This window comes from Novipirellula artificiosorum (assembly GCF_007860135.1).
GTDB classification, from domain to species: Bacteria; Planctomycetota; Planctomycetia; order Pirellulales; family Pirellulaceae; genus Novipirellula_A; species Novipirellula_A artificiosorum.
Window position 1 is genome coordinate 34965 of sequence record NZ_SJPV01000011.1, and the last position, 21549, is coordinate 56513.

General features: G+C 54.2%; 11 protein-coding genes. 8 read left to right on the top strand and 3 right to left on the bottom strand.

Features of this window, described 5'->3' with window-relative positions; genetic code table 11:
• Positions 1-52 precede the first annotated feature (52 nt).
• The 4 genes from Poly41_RS24580 (at position 53) to Poly41_RS24595 (ending at position 12592) form a co-directional block, all read left to right on the top strand.
• Positions 53-11020, top strand: coding sequence for a dockerin type I domain-containing protein (locus Poly41_RS24580; RefSeq protein WP_146529910.1), 10968 nt, complete (start codon positions 53-55; stop codon positions 11018-11020).
• Positions 11021-11311: 291 nt separating this feature from the next.
• Complete coding sequence (locus tag Poly41_RS24585; protein WP_146529912.1) at positions 11312-11839, top strand: RNA polymerase sigma factor; 528 nt, start codon at positions 11312-11314, stop codon at positions 11837-11839.
• Positions 11826-12266: an anti-sigma factor family protein gene (locus Poly41_RS24590; protein WP_197231601.1), complete on the top strand. Its 441-nt coding sequence runs from the start codon at positions 11826-11828 to the stop codon at positions 12264-12266. Before Poly41_RS24585 ends, Poly41_RS24590 begins: the two co-directional genes overlap by 14 nt.
• Positions 12266-12592 carry a YbjQ family protein gene (locus tag Poly41_RS24595; RefSeq protein ID WP_146529916.1) on the top strand — a complete coding sequence of 109 codons (327 nt, stop codon included), beginning with the start codon at positions 12266-12268 and terminating at the stop codon, positions 12590-12592. Before Poly41_RS24590 ends, Poly41_RS24595 begins: the two co-directional genes overlap by 1 nt.
• A 145-nt stretch (positions 12593-12737) precedes the next feature.
• On the opposite strand, the gene Poly41_RS24600 is transcribed toward Poly41_RS24595, so the two are convergent.
• A complete protein-coding gene (locus Poly41_RS24600) occupies positions 12738-13520 on the bottom strand; it encodes a creatininase family protein (RefSeq protein ID WP_146529918.1) in 783 nt (260 codons plus the stop codon).
• Between the two features lie 56 nt (positions 13521-13576).
• Positions 13577-16408 (bottom strand): leucine--tRNA ligase, encoded by a 2832-nt coding sequence (gene leuS / locus Poly41_RS24605; RefSeq protein ID WP_146529920.1) that lies wholly within the window; start codon positions 16406-16408, stop codon positions 13577-13579.
• 143 nt (positions 16409-16551) lie between these two features.
• On the opposite strand from leuS, the gene Poly41_RS24610 reads away from it, so the two are divergent.
• The 4 genes from Poly41_RS24610 to tsaA all read left to right on the top strand — a co-directional run bounded on the left by Poly41_RS24610 (position 16552) and on the right by tsaA (position 19904).
• Entirely contained in the window at positions 16552-17517 is a 966-nt protein-coding gene (locus Poly41_RS24610) for a tetratricopeptide repeat protein (RefSeq protein WP_146529922.1), read from the top strand.
• Positions 17518-17903: 386 nt separating this feature from the next.
• Positions 17904-18335, top strand: a complete 432-nt coding sequence (locus Poly41_RS24615; RefSeq protein WP_197231602.1) for a hypothetical protein — start codon at positions 17904-17906, stop codon at positions 18333-18335.
• 540 nt (positions 18336-18875) lie between these two features.
• Positions 18876-19181 carry a hypothetical protein gene (locus tag Poly41_RS24620; protein ID WP_146529925.1) on the top strand — a complete coding sequence of 102 codons (306 nt, stop codon included), beginning with the start codon at positions 18876-18878 and terminating at the stop codon, positions 19179-19181.
• 294 nt (positions 19182-19475) lie between these two features.
• Complete coding sequence (gene tsaA, locus Poly41_RS24625; RefSeq protein ID WP_197231603.1) at positions 19476-19904, top strand: tRNA (N6-threonylcarbamoyladenosine(37)-N6)-methyltransferase TrmO; 429 nt, start codon at positions 19476-19478, stop codon at positions 19902-19904.
• A 117-nt stretch (positions 19905-20021) separates the two neighbouring features.
• On the opposite strand, the gene Poly41_RS24630 is transcribed toward tsaA, so the two are convergent.
• Complete coding sequence (locus tag Poly41_RS24630) at positions 20022-20900, bottom strand: chemotaxis protein CheB (protein ID WP_146529930.1); 879 nt, start codon at positions 20898-20900, stop codon at positions 20022-20024.
• Positions 20901-21549 lie beyond the last annotated feature (649 nt).

Sequence of the window (21549 nt, forward strand, 5' to 3'; positions counted from 1 at the left end):
CTTCAAATCACCCTTCAAGTGTCGTCATACCATCGACGTATCCCTTGATGACATGACCTACACGCAGTCCAGTGAATATGACGCACATGGCAACGTCGTCAAACAAGTGGATGGCAACGGAAATGTGACGCTGTACGAGTACGACCTCTACGATCGTCCGACAAAACGCATCGAAGCTGCGGGGAAACTCGATGCAACGACCGAGTATGCCTATGCGTATGGGGAAATGTCGGTTGATGCTGCGGTTCCGTTCGATTCGTCGTACACCTACCGTTACGAAAAGAATTCAGCTGGCAATGTTTCGCTGTTGGTGGAAAACAAGTTTGGCCAACCGATGATGGTGGTAGATGAAATCGGACGGCTGACGAGGTATCACGTCAACGCGGCTCAGCAAATGGTCGGCATCACGATGCCCAACGGTGGGAATATTGTCTTCAACGTCGATGGACGCGGACGGCAAATCAGAAAAACCGGACCGACGACGGAAGAAATCGTGACGGTCTATGATGACGCAAACCGCCAAATCAAAACGATCGTAACCAATCCAGCGACAGGCGATCAGGTTTCCACAGCCGTTTACAACTTGTTCGACACGATTGCCGAGACGTCAAACCCCCTTGGAGTCGTGACACGCTTCGAACATGACGCCGCCAATCATCCGATTCGTGTGATTGAAAATGTCGAGGGAGAGGCAAAGCGAACGACCGAGCATGAATTGGACGAGCGCGGGCGAGTGATCCACACAACCGTTAACCAACTGGCGAGCACGGACAACGAGTACTTCCCCAGCGGGCGACTCAAATCGGTAACCAATGGACGAGCGGCCTCGGTTACAATGGTCTATGACGAACGGGGACTGCTGGTCACGCAAACGGATGCAGGAGGCGGAATCACTCACCATGTCTATGACGGTAACGGAAACCGCATCGCAACTGTCGACCCCCGTGCGGAAGGCGATCGTGACAATGCGGTGTTCCGACAAACGTACGAGTACGACGAGTTGAACCGGTTGATCACCAGCATCAATCCGCTCGGTGAGACAACTCGATACGAGTACGATTTGCTGGGCAATCAAACACGGATCATCGATCCGCGATCGACCGAGGATACGCCGATCGAGACGCAGTTCGAGTATGACCGAATCAACCGTCTAACGAAGACGACCAACGCACAAGGTCGCTCCACCCGCTACGAGTATGACTTAAGTGACAACGCGACGAAGATCACCCGACAGCGACTGACACTTGAGGGAATTGTCAACGATGTCACGGAGTACGTATACGACCTCAGCAGCCGATTGCAGGAAGCGAGCGATGCTGCGGGATACGTGACCACGTACCAATACGACGCGACGGGCAACATGACCAGTATCATCGATCAACGTGGCTCGGCGGCGCGAACCGATTTCACTCATGACAAGTTGAATCGAGTGGTCAAACAGACGATGGCGGCTGGATCGACGATCGCAGCGTCAACGCAAACGATCTACCACCCATTGGGAATGGTCCAAGAGACGATCGATCCAATGGGCCAACGCGTCGTCACCACGTTCGATTCGCTGCTGCGCCCCGAAACAACGATTATCGCGAAAGACTCGACGAAGCCAGCCGTGACGACGTACGAATACGACGTAGTGGGAAACTTGATTTCGCTGAGCGATCCACGGGGCGACTTCTACAAGCGATCGTTTGAACACGACAAGATGAATCGCCAAATCAAAGAATCAGGGAACTCGGGAACCGTGGCTTCACCGAAACCCTACGAAATCGTTACGGAATACAACGACGTGGGGCAGCCCGTTCGGCAAACCGATCCGCGCGGTGGTGGTTTAGAAACAAGAATGGACTATGACGCCGCTGGACGTTTGACCGTGCAATACGACGCATTGGACCAAGAAACTCGCTACCAGTACGATGCAGCGGGTAACACGACGCGAATCGATACCCCTTCGCTCGATGGAGTCAGCACCGCAGCGCTGGAATTCCAATACGATGCTCTCGGTAATCGTACGTCGATGCGAGACGCTTTGGGCAACACGACCTGCTTCGTGACGGACGACAGCGGTAACGTGTTGCTGACGGTGGATCCACGAGCGAACTTGACGACCTGTAACATCGATGATCGCGACAACGCATTCGCAACACAGATGTTCTATGACGCACTGGGTCGGCGAATTGCGGTGGTGGATACAGGCGGCTATCGCGCAGAAACGGAATATGACGCACTTGGTAACATCACAAAGCAAATCGACCCAAGAACCTTTGACGCAGCGACACCCGGCGAATTTGTTACCGAATATGTCTATGATCCACTGGGGCGGCTGACCGAAACGCATTCGCCGATTGGCATGATGGGCAGCGACGAAATCGCGATTGAAAAATTCAGCTACGACTTGGCGGACAATTTAGTCCGTTACGAAGATCCGCGTGGACCAGAGTATGCGACGACGTATGAATACGACCCGCTCTACAATCGAACGGTCAGTCGACAAAATGTCGTTGTCGCGACGACGGGACCGACGGTGCTTGAGACGATTTCGGAGTACGACTTGGTGGGCAACCTTGTCCGTTCCGTCGATCCACGCGGTGCGTTTCATGCTGTTGAGTTTGAATACGATGGCGGCAATCGCTTGGTCGCGATGATCGAACCGACCGGGACCGAAGCGGACCCGGGGCCGCTTGCAATCACTCGCTATGAGTTCGACGAAGCAGGCAACCTGATCGCCGAACAAGACCCACGGGGTGAGTACTATACGGTTCGTAGGGTGGTCGATCCGCTTGGGCGAGTCGAATCGCAATCGGTTCCTCGAGGCTCAGCCGATCAACCGCTCGCCGCCGCCGTTACCACTTATCAGTATTTCCCCGGCGGAACAATCAAAGCGATTCACAATCCTCGTGAAAACGCTGGCGAAGACATTCGGGCAACGGTATTCAGCTACGACGTCGCCGGCCGTCAAATCTCGATGATCGACTCACTCGGTGCGGTCACGCAGTACGAATTGGACGCGATTGGAAATGCACTTACCATCACCGAAGTCGGCGAGGGTGCGACGCCGACGCGTACCACGCAAATGGAATACGACCGCTTGAATCGCATGACCAAGGTGATCGATGCGACTGGATTAGAAACGATCACCGAATATGACGCGCTCGGAAACGCAGTCCGCGTCACGGGGCCACTTTCCAATGCCAATGGGCCATCGGTGATCGAGCGAGTTTACGATGGTCGGTCGATGGTTCGCAGCGAGACGAATGCGGAAGGTGACACCACGACTTACGAATATGACTTCGCAGGAAATCGAATTGCAATCGGGGATCCTCGCGGCGATTGGGCCGACACAACGATGGAATATGACGGAGCGAACCGGATGATTGCCACTCACTATGCAACCGGTTCTGCAGCCGACCCCGGTCAACTGGTGACGACTCGAATGGAATACGACGGAATCGGCAATGTCACTCGTGTCATTGACCCACGCGGTGACGACTTTGCAACGGAAACGGTCTTTGACCATCGCGGTCTTCCCATCGAAGTACGCTACAGCGCGGGTCGCGAGGAGAACCCAACAATCGAAGTCGACCGGTTTGAGTACGATCTTGCCGGAAACCTCGTTCGCAGCATCGACCCTCGCGGTGACGACTATGCTACGGCGCACACGGTCAATGCCGCTGGACAGATCACTTCGACGACGTATGCCGTGTTGGCAGCGAGCGGCCCGTCACACCTTACCGAAACGTTCGCCTACGACGCCGAAGGAAATCGGACTCTGCATATCGGTATTGGCGGCAACGATTACATCACTCGGCACGCGTACGATGCGGTTGGCCGTGTCACATCGACCACCGACGCAATCGGGGAACAAACGTCTTACCGTTACGATCGGTATGGCAACGTCTTGGCGGTCACCGATGTCTATGGCACCACGAACAACACCTACGATGCTTTGAATCGTCTACAAACAACCACCAACGCTGAAAATGAAACGACCGTTTATGAGTACTCGGGCACGGGACTTGAAGTCACCACAAGGGATCCGCTCGGTCGTACGTCGCAAACCATTCGCGACCGGTTGGGCCGTGTCGTCGAGTCCATCGATGCCGCCGGGCAGTCGAGTTTCCAAGAATACGATGCCGTCGGGAACGTTGTCCGAATCATTGACCGTAACGGTGTCGTTAGCGAATCGATCTATGACGCGAGGAAGATGCCTCTCTCGGTCACTCGAGCCGTCGACACCCCGCAAGAAATCACAACGCGATACGAATACGATTCACTCGGGCGACAAGTTGCGCAAATCGATCCGCGAGGCGACTACTATCGAACCGAGACGGTTTACGATGCTCGTAATCGCATGATCGAGCAGCGTCGACACGCCGGAACACCCACGACCCCCGGCATCGGATCACCGGACGCAGAAGAGGATTGGATCGTTGAAAAGTATGAATACGATTCCGTGGGACATTTGATCGCCATGACTCCCGCTCGTGGAGATTTCTATACCGTTTACACCGAAGTCGATGGGCTTGGCAGGGTAACCCAGATCACTCAGCAAGTTGGCACACCCGCCAATCCGGCGGAAGCGGTCCAAAAGTTTCAGTACAACAACGCCGGCCAGAAAGTTCGCGTTGTCGATGCACTCGGCCATGTGATTACTCGGGATTACGACCTCGTCGGTCGAATGGTTTCCGAAACCGTCGAGCGTGAGGGTGCAGACGACCTGGTTACCCATTGGAATTATCTCGATACTGATGCGGGGTATCGAATCGAACAGGTCGATGCGGCAGGCAATTTGTCCTTGGCGACCGACTACGACAAGGTTCAACGGGTGGTGACGATTCAGCCGCGATCGGGGGAAACCGAAAATCGCAGCTACGACGATGCCGGCAATCTGGTGACCGCAACCGTCGGCGATATCCGACGTGAGTTCGAATACAACGAACTGAACCGCCTGGCACGCGAATCGGATGGGCAGGATCACAACTACACCTATAGCTATGACGCTGTTGGAAATCTGTTGACCAAACAAGATGCTCGACAAAGCAATCCTGTGGTCTACGTCTACGACGCATTGAACTTGCAGCGATCGATTCGACAGTCCGACGGTGGTTTGACACAGCTCGAATACGACAAGGCTGGCAACCTGAGTCGAGTGATGGACGCGGAAGGAAACGTGACGAGTTTTGAATTTGATGCGATGCACCGAATGGTTAACGACACCAACAAATTCGGCAGTCGCACTTACACGTATGATCCGGCCGGGAATCCAACGCGTTACGTGGACCGCAATGGACGTGTGACCGTTCGCCACTACGATGGAAATTCGCGTCTCCTGCAAGAAGATTGGCTTGATGCAACTGGAAGCACCACCAACAGCTTGTCGTTTACCTACGACGTGCTGGGGCGGATGACAAACGCTTCAAGGGGAGAGGCATCGAACACGTTTGCCTTTGCCGATGATGCGACTTCGCAAGTCACTGCCGTCACAACGTCGATCGCCGTTGGCGTCGCCCCGTTGGCGATCAACTACGAAAGAAACAAACTTGGCCAGACGACGAGCTTCACTGCGTCATTGGGATCGCAAGATGGCATCATTCAGGAAGCATACGCCTACGGTACCACCGATGATCGTTTGGTTGAAATCGAGCAAACCGGTACAGCGGTGAACCGCAAGCGAGTTGAGTTTGAGTACCACGATGGCGTTTCGGTCTATAAAGAGATTCGCCGGTACGGAAGCGATGATGCGAGGGTCTTGACGACCACCACATTGCTGAACGACCGGCAATTGATTGACCAAATCCAACACCGTTCGGCGACGACTGGGACGATCAATCAATACCGTTATACCTACGACGCTGACGCGCGCATTACATCGATTGCAGATGAATACGGCCGCGCCACTTACCAATACGACGCGAGTGGTCGGTTGATCTCCGTATCGAACACCGATCCACAAATGGCGGATGAATCCTTCACGCTTGATGACGTCGGGAACCGCACTGCGAGCAGTGAGCACGGGGATGGCTACAGTTATGTCGAGCAAAATCGTTTAGCCAGCGACGGCATGTTTTACTACGACTATGATGCCGAAGGAAATTTGATAACTCAGACGGCGATCGAAACCGGTGAGGTCATGCACTACCAATGGGACCACCGCAATCGGTTGCTCGCCTCGATCACCGAAGACGCCAACGGCAATCTGGTCGAAGTCGTCGAGATCGGCTACGACGCTCTGAATCGACGTGTCTGGAAACGCGTGGATCCGGATGGCGTGGGGAATAAGCCTGTCACATGGCGCGGCTATCTTTACAACGCAGATGATGTGCTGTTCGAGGTCGTTGACGTTGGCGGATTGGGCGTCGGAGCCGGTCCGGTGGTCGATGTGGTTTACTTGCATGGAGCGTCCGGGGACACGCCATTGGCACAAGACCACCAAGGCAGCACGACTTGGTTGTTGCCCGATCATCTCGGCACGGTCCGTGATTTGGTCGGTGCCGATGGTCAACGATTGGATCACCTTCGCTATTCGGCCTATGGGGCGATTGTCTCGCGGCTCGATCCCAACGTCTTCAATCGCTACTTCTTCACGGGCCACAGCTACGAACCGGAACTCGGCTGGTACAACTTCCGCGCCCGATACTATGACCCAACGAACGGACGCTTTGTGAGTATCGATCCGATCGGATTGTCCGCCGGCGATCCGAACCAATACCGCTATGCCATGTCGGATCCAATCAACATGGCCGATCCGACCGGACTATCGGGAATCCCATCGGCGATGGCCAACCCTTACTTCGACCAAATGAGGTCGGTTCGCGATGCGGTGACCGATAGCCGGTTGGCGTTTGAGAAGAACATGTCGGTTGGCAACTTCAATGTCATGACGTTTGCGATGGGGACGATCAGTAGTACCAATATTGCAGTCGAAGCACTCGCGACCATTGCAGCGACGGTTGCGTTGTCGACCAACCCGGTGACCGCCCCTTACATGGTCTACTACACGGCATACGCCACCGGGAAAACGGCCTATGGCCTCGTCAAGCAAAGTCAGCAGCCAGGACGTGAGGGATTTGAACTTTGGGACGGCGTGAAATTGCTGCTGACGGTTGGCGCGTCTGCGATTGGACCCACTGTTGGCACCTACGCCAGTGTTGCGCTCAACTCGGCTGACGTCTATGTTGCGCTCGCCTATGAGAAAAACCTCAATGCAATGGACAGTCGGCTGATGGGATCGACGACGGGATTGATTGGCGACGTCGCTTCCTATCACGCAACGACCGGCTTAAGTACGACCTCGAAAGGTGTCAAGGGCGACTTCGCAGTCATGAAGGCGGAATGGTCAGGAACCGTTGGCCAGGTCCGAGACGGAACGATCCCGTATTTGTTAGGAGTTGGGAAAAACCTCAAAGGCCTCGCTTCGGATGTGACTCGATTGCAGCAGTACCAAGCGGATGTCCAAACCTATCGACAATCGCTCGCTGGCAACGCCGACGCGATTGCGATCCGCAATCAGATCAAGCCGCCCGATTTCCAAACGAATACGTTCAAGCAATTTGCCCGACTGATCGATGCCGCACAAGCCGCAAAGCTAGGATGGCACGGCAGCTTGGATCATCAAATCCGCTCGGTTGCCGTGAATCGGATCGGAGAACGGGGCGAGTTGTCGATGAAAATGTTGCAAAAAGACATCGCGAAAAATCCTGAGCTGGCGGAGATGACCCCCGCACTGGTCAAGATGGAACAAGATCTGATCTCGGCAGCAACGTCAGCCAAATGGGATTACCCGCTGGATTTGAACACGCAAGGAAACCGCGCATGCAATGCTGGCCGCGCTTTCATCGACGAAATCCGAGGCACTGGTTACACCTCTCGAATTGAAGCGACACAGAATCGAGTGATTCAATTCAACGCCGAACACAACCCGGTGTACCGCAAACTGATTGGCCAAATGGTCGATGCCGAAATCAATCGTAGCGGTGCCATGTTGACATCAACAGCGAAGGCTTCCCTTCGCGAGCAAGCGATCGCCTTGCATGCATCGACGCTGATTCGGGTCAACAATCCCGCTGCGCCAACCCTGTCTGCGCCGTTTTCCCATTTGGGCATCAAAAACAAGCTGCCAAAGATGATCAATCGTGTGAAGGGAGAAGTTCTCAATCGCATGTATCCCACCTTGGAAAAAGCGATCGCTCAACACGAAGCACTGAAATTCTACATCAAGACAGGCGATACAACGCAGCAGACCAAGAACATGGAGTCGCTGTTGCGAAGCCATGTGGGAACGTTGCAGAAACAGCGGGCTGGGTTGCGAGCGTATGAACGGGGGATGAAGGAATTGTTCCCAAGTGGACGACAACCGATGGATGTCGTTGGCTACACGCGCTACCAGCAAGCCCAGGCGATGAAGAAAATTCTCACCGATCATCCCTACTCGTTCGAGGGGCCGTTCAACCACTTAGCGGACCGGCTGATCACCGCTGCACCTTCTGAATTCGCTGAGATTCTGGATCTTCCTTTCACGACTCGGCAAGATGTCCAGGATCTTGCCGACGTTGCTCGTGCCATCAATAACGGCAAGCTCGAGGTTCCAGGTATCAACAAAGGTGGAGTCGTCGCGCTGATGCTGCAAGGAACAGCCGGTGCGACGTTGAGCCAGATCGCATTTCGTGCGGACTTCATCAAAGACGTTTACTCGGGGAATTTCCAGCGACTACACGGCACCCTGCAAAAACCCTTGGAGGCATGGAGGACGCTAGCCGATATCACCAAGAGTCCGATGATGGAAGGGACCACGGATGTCGATATGGGACTCATCGTCAAGGGCGGTGGCAATAACCTGCTGAGCGTCTTCAAAGAAGCTCAGGTGACGTTTCCCAACGGCAAAATTCAGCGACTTCCCGGCGGAGACGCAATTAGTGCCATCGTCAAGTATTCGGATCCACAATCTTTCATCGGCAGAACCGCTCGCAAGACCGGTGTTGAAGTGCCGGTGGAATGGTATGTGTACCAAAATCAAGAACTGGCACAGATCGCCGACGCCGCTGCGGCACGAAGCACGCCGATCGATCGCGGTGGCATTAGCGTGATCACCAATGGCAATTCATTCGATGTCGTTGCCCACTACTCGCCTCACCTGGACCCTGCTGCGCAACTAGGTGGAGCCTCACGCACAATCCTCAGCGGTATGATGCACTCGGCAGTGGTCCAGTCGTCGACATCGCGAAGCATCGTCACGGCGAACGAGCTTGGACCTGCACTGATCGAAGCGATGAGCCGTTGGCACTCGACCGACTTGGACCTCCCCGAACCCACGATCCATTTGCGAGTCGAATCGCTTGGTGGCACGCGGCTTGGATACACGACGCTTGACAGAATCGATCAGAACGGTCATCCGATCGAAGCGACCATCGTCATTGATGACGACGCCGCCGGCCATGGTTGGTTCGTTGACCCAACACCATCGAGCGATACCGAGTTTTTGGTCGACACAGACGGAATCATGAAAGCCAGCGAGGATCCAGCGATTGGCCGCTTTGACGTCTTGTCGGTCATGCAACATGAACTGGGGCACCTCTACGGCTTCACGGAGTCCTTTGATGGGTTCGATTTGAATCAAGCGTCCAATCGCCAAGGCAGGCAATATGTCGCCACATCGACCGAGACGCTATGGTTGGATCCGAGCGGTAGCGAATTGGATTCCAGCCGACACGCGTCGTTGCTGATGGCCGGATCGATCCAGCTCGGGGTGCGCAAAACGCCGTCCCCCGCGGAAGTCGATTCGATCGCCGCGGCGCTAGATTCAAGTCAATTCGGATTCGCGAGCCTAGCGGTTGATGGCGACTTGACTGCGGCGGTGATTGGTTTCACCCCCATTCGCGAAGCCTTATTGGCCGCCAATGATGGCATCTCGCATGGGGTGACCAATGGAAGGTTCACGCAAACCCATCCCGATGCAGCCGATTTCGGTTGGACGATGGTCGGCGATATTCGAGTTGCGGACAACCAAGCAACGATCAGCGAAAGTGTTGGCATGATCAGCGACCTGTCGCAAACGTTCGTTGTGCCGCAAGGTACCCGCTCCGTCTCATTTACGCTCGGCGGCATCACCTTGGATGTCGGCCAAGGCGATCATCCCAGCGAGGCGTTCGAAGTTGCGATTCTATCCACAAATACAATCCAATCGATCAGCGATGAAATGGTTGGACTTGCAGGTGGTGACGCGATACTGAACATCGCACCCGATGGCACGACTCGGTTTGCCTCGGGCGTCACTGTGGAGGGAATCACGGACAGTGGCGACAAGATCACGGATCTGGCCGCTCCGATTCGTGTGACAGCAGCACTGCCCGAGTTCATATCCGAAACGGCCGTCACTGTATTCTATGATCTGATCGGATTCGGTGAAGACACCAGTCGTACACAGGTCAGCAATGTCTTGCTTGAAAGCACGAACACGCTGACATGGCACAATGCCGACCTGTCGGTCGATGTAAGCGGCGACGGCAAAATCAGTCCCTACGACGCACTGCTGATCATCAACGAGCTAACCGACCGTCGCTACAGTCATCACCTAACAGGCACCCTTGTTACCGTCACATCCACCGTTCACCCACCACCCTACTTCGATGTTACTAATGATGGGAAGCTCACGGCCGAGGATGCCGTGCGAGTGATCAATGCATTGTCAATGGTGCCACCGCCGCTCCTTGCTGGATGGCAGAACCCGAGGCTACATGAAGACATCAATGACGACGGGAAAGTGACTGCCGGCGATGCGTTACTCCTCATCAACGAGCTTGTCGATCGCTACTTTAGCGATCCCGAAACGGGCAAGCTTTGCGAGATTGATGCGACGCACCATCCCGCGCCCTACTACGATTGCAACGGCGATGGAAAACTCACTGCCGTTGACGCGCTGATGACGATCAACTACCTCAGCCGTCAGCAAACAGGCGAAACGGAGCAAGCCGTCACGGAGGGGCTCATCAACCTTCTCAGCCAACAGCAACGAGAGACAGCATTCTAAGCACGTCATCATCGGCGTTGTAGGCAACAAGTTGAATATCTGGATCTCGGCTTTGTGGTAACATCGACGACGGTTTGTGTGCAAATCTAGGGCCAGGGATCGGCCAGAAGCCGTGTTGCTCGACGGCATCGACTGTAACGCTCCCTGACTTGGTGTTGCGGTGCCAAAACCTCGCATCGCATGTCCAATTCAAAACTCTTGAAATTTTCTTGGGAATAGAACTCGTTTTTGATCGTAGTAGTGGGCAGAGACGGCAAGTTGCCGTGGGCTTTCCAAAACGGCAGACCTGAAATGGACCACATCGCAACGTTATCGAACGAGGATCTGAAAGATCTGGGAAACCAGGGATTCACGTTGGCGCTGCGATTGCTAAGTCATCGAGAAGATGCAGCGGATGCGGTTCAAGACGCGATGCACCAGTTGTTCCGCAAGCATGCTTCGTTCGATTCGGGACGCGGATCCCTCAAGTCTTGGTTCTTACGGATCGTCAAGAACCGCTGCATGGACATGCGACGCAAGGCACAGCCCGTTTCCGCTGGATCAGATTTTGACCCACTCGATCGTTCTTCGGGGTTGCCCCAAGACAACCTCGTTAAGAAGGAAGGGGTGGACATTGTCCGCGACGCATTAAACCAACTTTCCGAAGAATCGCGAGAGATCTTATTGTTACGAGATTTTCATGGACTCCGCTATGCAGAGATTGCGGACGTGCTCGGTATTTCGCCGGGCACCGTCATGTCACGGCTGCATCGTTCGAGAGAAAAGTTGCGAGAACAGATTTCCCACACAGGGGGACGAGACAAGCATGTCCAGTTGTAACCAAATCAACGAACGCCTCTCCGGCTTCCTGGATGGTGAATTGACTCAGGGCGATCACCAACGCGTTGAGGTGCATTTACGTTCCTGCGAAAGCTGTCGAGAAGAGCTGGCGGCAATGAAAGAAATCAAAGCGGCTGTTTCGAATGGTTATGTTGTATCCGAACTGGATCACGAAAGATGGGAGAAGATGATGAATGACCGACCTGCACGTTTGAGCCGTGGAATCGGCTGGACGCTGTTGATCTCTGGGATCGCTTGGATCTTGAGCCTAGCGATCTGGGAGTTCGCAATCGATAACGATGTACCCCTTCACATCAAATTGCCCATCAGTGCGATTTGGTTCGGCGTCCTGTTTCTATTCCTGTCGGTTGCGCGGCAGCGGATCATTTCCTATAAGACGGACAAATACAACGAGGTAAAGATCTAATGAATGTGGTAACAACCGAACAAGTTGCCGGTCGAACCATCACGGAATCTCTGGGGCTTGTCCGTGGCAACACGATACGCGCTCGGCATATCGGAAACGATATCATCGCAGGATTCCGCAACATCGTCGGTGGCGAAATTCACGAGTATGCCAAGCTGATGGGCGAAGCTCGTGAACAGGCGATCGATCGGATGGTTGCCGAAGCAAAGGAACTCGGCGCCGATGCGGTCGTCAACGTTCGCTTCTCGACTTCGGTCATTATGGGCGGAGCAGCGGAGATGCTCGCCTACGGAACGGCCGTGAAGCTGGATGAAGCGGACCACTGATCTGGTGCATTTTTGTAAATGATGTGGGAGCTGATCGGAGAAGGGGGCAGGTACGAATAGCCAAGTGGGCTGAAGGGTGCTTCGCACTATTCGTGCCTGCCCCCTTTACCTTGCGTTTGAGACCGATGTCCTACCTAAAAATACTCTAAAACGGGAACGTCTCGTCGAGTTCGGATGCTGCCAATTCCACCAAGAAACTTGACAAGCGATCCACCATGACTTGCATCAGCATTTCTCCCTTTTGGGCGGATGCGGGATGCGGGTTTCCACAACCGGTGTTGGTTGTCAACAAATGCCATGGACGCGAAAGGTTGACCCAGCCTCGCTGGATTGCACGAAGCCGCGCTGGTTTGACCGATCCCTCGTCGGCCGCCAACGAACCGTCGTCGTTCCTGCGGACCAAGTGACCAAAATAGGCCAATCCGAGGGACGTTTCCATCTCTCCGGCGTGGTCACCTGGATCGTCAAAGATCTCTGGCTGCACATCTGCGGTGAGTTCCCGAAACCAATTGCAGAGGAAGAGATGCGATGAGGTTTGCCCCATCAGTTCACGAATCAGCGGTTTGAATTCATTGCCACCATGGCCATTGAGCAGGACCACCTTTTTGATGCCATGTCTCGATAGCGATTCGACCAAGTCGCGAATCACCAAGCCGATGGTGCTGGGGTTCACGTTCATGGCCAAGGCACACTTCGCCATGTTGGTCTCGGTACCATACGGAAGAGTTGGCAACATGAAGACCTTTGCGTCTTGCTTCCAGGCAGCCTCGCAAGCCAGCGTTGCAATCGCATCGGCCTCGAACGTGTCCGTTCCGTAGGGCAGATGCAGATTGTGCGGCTCGGTCGCTCCGAACGGCAAGACCGCGACTTCGTACTTCACCTGCGAAACGTTCGCGTAATTGGTTTCGGCTAAGATCCATGGTCGCATGAGCAGGTTCTCGCTCGTTTTTGAGTAGGGTAGCAGCCAGAAAGGTCCAAAGCCAACTATTTGACGACTAGGTTCACCAACCGTCCTGGGACGACGATTTGTTTGATGATCGTCTTGCCTTCGATCAACGCCGCAACCTTTTCGTCTGCCAGTGCGATTTTGGCCAAGTCGTCTTTGCTGATATCGGGAGGTACGTTGATTTTGGCCTTGATCTTCCCGTTGATTTGAACGGGGACTTCGATGCTGCTTTCGACTAACGCCGACTCGTCCCAGACTGGCCAAGCTTGCTTCGAGATGGAACCCTCTTGGCCTAACAACTGCCAGAGCTCTTCGCACAAATGGGGAGCAAACGGTGAGAGGAGTTTAAGAAAGGTCAGCATCGCTGTTTTGGGGCGTTTTTCGCTTCGCGTAAAGAAATTGGTGCATTCCATCATCTTGGCGATCGCCGTGTTGAAACTGAGTGATTCGCAGTCTTCGGTGACCTTGCGGATCGTTTGATGCAGCACTCGTAATTGGTCTTGGTCGCAGGGCTCCTCCACGATCGCGTCGACGACCGTCAACTCGTCTGCGTCTTGATCGATGATCATGCGCCACACTCGGTCGAGGAAGTTGCGCACGCCACCAACACCTGTCATGGCCCACGGCTTCGTCGCTTCCAAGGGCCCCATGAACATTTCATAGAGCCGCAGCGCATCCGCACCGTATTCACGGACGACCAAGTCAGGGTTCACGACATTGCCTCGGCTCTTGGACATCTTGTGAGCACGGCTGTCGACTTTGATCTGCTTTTTGGACTTCAGCACAAAGCCTTCGCCTTGCTTTTCCACGTCGTCTTCGTCGACCACGACCGATTCAACGGGTTGTCCGTTGACACTGACATGACCTCCTTCACGATCACGACGCACATCGGTTGAAGACACCGGTTCACCATCGCCATCGACATAGCCGGAAAATTCGACTTCGCCAAGAATCATGCCTTGGTTGATCAAACGGCCGAACGGTTCTGGCGTGCTGACGTGACCACGATCATAGAGCACTTTGTGCCAAAACCGCGAATACAGCAAATGCAGCACGGCGTGTTCGGCGCCTCCGACATACAAATCGACGGGCATCCATTGCTTTTCTTTTTCCGGATCGACGAAGCACTGATCGTTGTTGGGATCAATGTAGCGCAGGTAATACCAACACGATCCGGCCCACTGGGGCATTGTGTTGGTTTCGCGGCGATAACGTACGCCGTCAATCGTGACGTACAACCAATCGTCATCAGCTTTGGCAAGTGGCGGTTCGGGGCGACCGTGTGGCTTGAAATCTTCAAGCTCCGGAAGGCGTACGGGCAAATCGGCTGGATCAACTGCACGTTTCAGCCCCGTCGCGTTCCCATTCGCATCAAGCTCGTGCAGGATCGGGAAGGGCTCGCCCCAGAATCGCTGGCGACTGAACAACCAATCACGCAGTTTGTAATTGACCGCTTCGGCCCCCATCCCCGCTTGCGCAAGCGACGCGGTGACGCTCGCTTTGACCTCGGCCGTAGTCTTTCCGTCAAACTCCGCGCTGTTGATCGCTTTGCCCTCGGCGACAAAGCACACATCCCCGGCGAGAATCGCCTCACGGTTGGGATGGTCGACCGCTGGGTCAACGACGGGGATCACCTTCAAATCATATTGCTTGGCGAATTCAAAGTCGCGTTCATCATGAGCAGGCACCGCCATGATCGCTCCGGTGCCATAGCCCGCAAGCACGTAATCGGCGACCCAAATCGGGATCGGTTGTTGATTGACGGGGTTGATCGCATGCGATCCGGTGAAGACACCTGTTTTTTGCCGATCGCCTTCGGTCCGTTCGCGGTCAGATTTGAAGGATGCCTTTTCACAATACGCTTTGACTTCGTCGGCTTGCTCCGCCGTAGCCAAACGCTTGATCAGCGGATGCTCTGGGGAGACCACCATGTAGGTTGCTCCGAAAAGCGTGTCGGGCCGTGTCGTGTAGACACGTAGCGCCGAGTCAATCACGGTGTTAGGCATTCCCGATGCTGTGCGGCTTGTTTTCCAAGACTCAAACTCGGACAGATCGCCGAGAAAAAAATCGACTTCTGCGCCGGTGCTGCGACCGATCCAATCTTGTTGAAGCTTTTTGATTCCGGTTGGCCAATCGAGGTCATCCAGCCCATCAAGCAGGCGCTCGGCGTAGGAGGTGATTCGTAACATCCATTGTCTTAACGGAATGCGTTTGACCGGATGGCTACCTCGTTCGCTCTTGCCGTCTTGGACTTCTTCGTTGGCCAGCACCGTGCCGAGAGCAGGGCACCAGTTGACCAACGCATCGTCTTGATAGGCCAAGCGGTGTGAATCGCGATAGCCTTCGACCGCCGTGCGGCCTGCGCTCTGAACGTCTTCGGGAATCGGCAACTCGGAGATCGGCCGACCCTTCTGAACCTCGTTGTCGAACCACGTATCGTAAAGGACCGTGAAAATCCACTGGGTCCAGCGAAAGTAGGCTTCGTCCGTCGTCGCCAAAACGCGGGTCCAGTCATAGCTGAACCCGAGCATTTTGAGTTGCCGCGTAAACGTGTCGATGTTTCGCTGAGTTTGGATTCGCGGGTGTTCGCCGGTGCTGATCGCATGTTCTTCGGCCGGCAAGCCGAAAGCGTCAAAACCCATCGGATGCAGCACCGATTCACCTCGCATCCGAGCAAACCGGGAAACGATATCGGTCGCCGTATAGCCTTCGGGATGCCCGACATGCAGCCCATCACCGCTGGGGTAGGGAAACATGTCCAAAACGTAGCGTTTCTTGCCCGTGGGGACCTCGGGAGTGGCGAAGGTGCGGTTTTCGTCCCAGAAAGCTTGCCAGCGAGGTTCGATTTCGGCAGGATTGTATCGGGGCATGGCGAGGATCGCTTTGGCGAAATAGTATTTGGAAAGGGGTTGTGAAGTGGCAGATTCTAGGAAAAGGAGGGGCTGACCTAAAGGAGTCACGCGGACGACTACGGTTGACTCGTTGGTGGATGGAACGCTACAGGTCGTTCATCATGCAAATCCTCCGCACGATTGTCGATTTTCTTCGGTTGCCCTTGGCGCCTCTTTCGTGTGCGCTCGTTGTTTTGTTGCTCAGTGGCTGCGGCGTGCGCGCTCCGATCCATTTTTGGCAGCCTCCGATCGTTCAATCCGCGGTCGGTAAACGGGTGGCCGTCTCCAAAGTGGCGGGGCCAGAGGAGATCGCCGACCGAATCCACGAAAGACTACTGGCCTCCCCCCCCAATGATACCGGCCGGCAACTGAAACTGGTCAATACCGAAAAATTGCAAGCAAAGACCGCGATTCAGCTGGTGTCGGCCATCGACGATCAGACCAGCGACGTGGCATTGGCATCGGTCGCCCGTCGTGAAGGCTATGACTACATGCTTCGCGGCGAGGTTCTGACCCAGCGCGACTATGGGCAAAAAAAAGACTCAATCGACCGGCTGATCATGTCTTGGCGTTTAACCTCGATGGACAACCAAAACCCCTCAAGCGGCCGGCCCGTTGTGATTGACGAGCAGTTCGCGATCGAACGATATCCCGACTTGGTCTTGATGCCCGATCCGACCGATCGGCTGGTAACGGCTGCGGTCCGCGAAACTTACCGGCTGATTACCCCGTCGATCGAACGAGAAAAAGTGCCCTTAGCGGTGCCAAGGTGGATGCCGGGCAGCCAAGCGGTTCGCCGCGGGAATGCGGCAGCACGAACCGGCGATTGGGCTGGGGCAGAGCAGATTTGGAAGCAAGTGGCCGAGCAGCACCCGATGCAGTCCGCGGCGGTTCACAACTTGGCCTTGGCCGCGGCCGCGGCTCAAGATTTCTCGCAAGCTAAAAAACTCGCTCGTCAAGCGATTCGCCAACATCCAACGCCGATGTATCAAAAGACGATGGTATGGATCGAACAAAAACAGCGTGATTACCACGAGGCCTTCAACCTGCCCGACCCACCCGAAGGGTGGTTTGTAACGCGGCGGTAAGCATCGCGTGAACAACAAGTGACGACTTTGGTAGTGGACGAGGCCACGAGTCCCGTGTTGCAGGACTCGTGGCCTCGTCCACTTCTATGAAATGTTTGCTGCTGTCAAGTGACTGTTGTGTTGGGGTGGTTGTTGATTGAGTTTGCGTTTAAACGATCCGGTTCCCCATTCTTCTATCCGAGCTCTGATGGCCCAAGTCCCCGACGAGAGAATTAAACTTAAGTTCTAGTCCTTCAATAATATGTGCGTCTTGCATCAACGCATTATCGACGAAATAGGTGTTTTTCTCCTATAGCAGTTCGATACTTTATTTGCGGACGGTCCCCTAGAAGGAAGTCACTGCTCATTTACTCACCTTCAAATTTGCAAGTATTGGCTCAACAAGAGTGATGGAATCAGAAAAGCAAAGTACGAGATTTGAGATCATCGCCAAAGGAATCACCATTTGGGTGATCATCATCCTTGCCGAGATCATTCACGGCATCCTTCGAGCGATCATCCTTGTCCCAAATGTCGGTGAGTTTCGATCCAACCAGATCGGTGTTTTCACGGGTTCCGCCATCATCCTTGCAATCGCCTACTTCACCATCCGCTGGATCGGAGCCAAGAGCCGCTTGGAACTACTCATGGTGGGAGCCATCTGGCTCTTTTTTACCGTGACGTTCGAGTTGTGTTTTGGACGACTCGTTGTGGGATTATCGTGGGAACGGCTGGGTGCTGACTACAACGTGCTGAATGGTGGGTTGATGCCAATCGGACTCTTGGTTCTGTTCTTCAGCCCGATGATTACAGTGAAGCTTCGTGACGTTAGAAAGTGATTAACATCATTCGCCGGGATCGTCTTGACTGTTTTTAACCGCAGTTTCGTAAACCGTAACTGCCGCTTTTGCCATCAAGTGCATGGTTTGCCGTGATGGTACCAGCACAGAAGCGTTCAACGAAACGATGATCGCAAATTCCGAACGCCGCAAGGCCGCCCGAGTGCCGCCTTGCCGTTCTGCCTTGCTAGGCAAACAAGGATCACAAACGACGAACTGAATCTCGTGTTGGTCTGCCAATCTTTTAAGTTACTAGAAGCCTCGCTGTCACCCAGCGAGGCTTTTTTGTTTATCGTATGTGAACCCCGTGCAAGCCGAGAAGCGATTGGCAACGACTTAGGATTGTTTTGGCTTTTGATCATCGACCAGTCTTAACACCATTGTTTCTCAAGCTATTTTGAATGCAGCAATACCTCTGCGATTTCTCGCACACGATTCATTGTAATGCCTTTGCGTTGCTCGACATCAGACTAACCAGCGATAGATCGTAGTGACCACTGACCGCGGGGTGGTCGATGATGCTGCTGGGGGTTATTGCTCATGGTGTTGCTTATCCGTGGGAAGCAGATGGTTTGTAAATACAAGGCCCTAGAAGCTTTCACTCACTTGGATAGACTGGAACATTCAATTCAGCCGGAAGAGTTCATGATAACCGATTCACAGAACCAACAAACGATTGCTCTATCTGACATTGGCATGAAATCGCCTCTCAGGAAGCAATTGGCTGCGGTTTGGAAAGAGGGCAACTTCACCAAGTCAGCTATCGCCTTCCTCACTAAAGGGGGCATGGACTTTTTCAAGAATAAATGCCTCCGTAGCCAATTGGTATTGCTGGAGGTCGCTTGATCACGAGAAAAACAAAGTGCAAGCCGGAAATGCGCAAGGCACCATTTGATTCGCTCGTTTTCGATATACTTTTCTCGTCGCATCAGGCAGGCAGACCAGAAGATCGAAGGAAAGGCAATCGGAAGTTCCAATGCTGTGTCCGCAACCCAATGGCTGAAAATGGATTGCCCAGAACTGCAACACCCCACCTCGAACAGGAATAGAACAATGAAACCATTCCATCTGATCCTTGCTGTTTCAATTGCCGCCGTATCATTTGCTTCTTCAACGACTCTCGCAGAGGAGCCGCCTGAGATGTCTGAACCATCGTTCGTTGTTCATCCCATTGGGCATTTCAAGAGTACTGATGGCCAGACTCGAATCGTCGTTGATAAGAAGTTCCAAGCTGGTTTGCTGGGACTGGGCGGCTATTCCCATATCCAAGTTTTTTGGTGGTTCAGCAACAATGATACGCCTGAGAAAAGAGCGATCCTCCAGGTTCATCCGAGAGGCAACAAAGACAATCCGCTTACCGGTGTGTTTGCAACTCGATCCCCTTTTCGACCGAATCTCATCGCCTTAACCCTCTGTAAAATCTTGTCGATCAAAGACAATGTGATCGAGATCGAGAAAACCGATGCCTTCGATGGCACACCCATCCTAGACATCAAACCGTTCATACCCGGTTACGACACGGTAGAAAACGCCAAGGTCGCTGAGTGGCTGGGGACGACTGGAAGCTAACGGATTCATGTTCACTTCGTCACTACGCCACGATACATGAACCCATGAGTCTTTGGCGTCTGGGCCATATAAAAACTGTCGATCTGAACGGAAGTGAATGGTTGAGTCGAGAACAGTTCAGGTACGTCTAGCGTCAACGTGCAACCATCGCCGAAAAATCGCTGAAGTCCATTCAACCGTCTTTGCCAACGTGAAACCTTTTCGTCGGGGCTGATTTGCATCCGACTGAATGACCTTTGGGATCTTGCCGTCATACTCGACTTCCAGTGTCAACCCGCTCTCCGTCGCGCGGACCGCCATGATACTTCGCACATCTTCGATCAAGCGGTAAGGTTCGAAACGTCCGATCACTTCTTCGCGACGCGAACGAGCGATTTCGAGCGAGCGGTCATCGATTTCCAGCAAGATCCCATCCTTGTCAATAACGCCGACAAACTCCTCAACATGTGCGGCATACCGCAACCGTTCCGCCGCAATCTCACGGGGACGACAAACGTGATCGGCAACGCCAGTCGTGGCGGCACTGCGCGGCATGCTGTCGAACTTCGCCGAGGCGGAATCTTGGGCGAACGTCAGCCCTCCGGCGTCACTGATCGCCTTCAGCCCAACGGTGCCATCGCTTCCGGACCCAGAAAGCACGATGCCAACAGCACGCCCAGCCTGATCTTCGGCTAGCGAATGAAAAAAATGGTCAACTGCGGTGAGCGGACTCTCATCGGTGTCGGGCACGACGGGCCGAACGGCACCATTCTTTATTTCAAGGAACTGTCTAGCAGGAGCGATGTAAACGCAGCCCGGTTTCAATTTTCTTCGACCGGCGATTTCGATCACTCTCGTTTCGGTCGCCGTACGGAGCAATTCACGAAGCAGCGAACTACTGGATGGATCAAGGTGCTGAACAAACACCAACGCCAAGCCTTCACATCGTCCAAGATGTTGCAACAGTTCTCCGAACGCATCAAGCCCTCCCGCAGAGGCACCGACGCCTACGATCAGCGGAGCACCTTTGGGTCCGTTTGCTTAAGATTTCTTTCCCGGCATGGGCCGCTCGGTGGTTGTGAAAGGATGGAAACAAATGAGTTTGGGCCTGACGGTTGGCCGTGACTCTCTTGTGTCATCAGTATATCGAGTTAACAGTCGGTCGGTAGTTGGGACGCACGCCGATCGACAGCGCAGTTGGAACGGGTACTGCACCGCAAACGGGACACGATGTCGCACTGGGGCTAACGCGCGGCGAGCGGCCATTTTCGGGGAGGGGAGGGTTGAGGTAGAATCGTGCCTTCATCGGTCACCCAAAAAAACCGCGAGTGACGCCGGAAAACTTTAGCATTTTTGTCCAGCAACTTGATTAGATTGGAGCTAGGGTTGTTGGACAAGGACTTGCCCCACCACGCAACAGATCACGATTTGAAGAGCCTAACAGGATGGCGCCACTTGAAGAGCGGATGGGTGCACCAGCGTCTTGCCGCTCACAATTGGAAATCCGATAGTTGTTTCTCGCACGATGCCGACTGTGATTGTTGTGAAAGAGAAGAGAATGAGTAAGCGATGCCCTCCCTGTGGAAAAAAACTTACTAAGTCCCAACGCAATTGGTACGAGTTACCCATCGCGGTATTGTGGCTGCGTCCTTGGCGATGTCCCCAT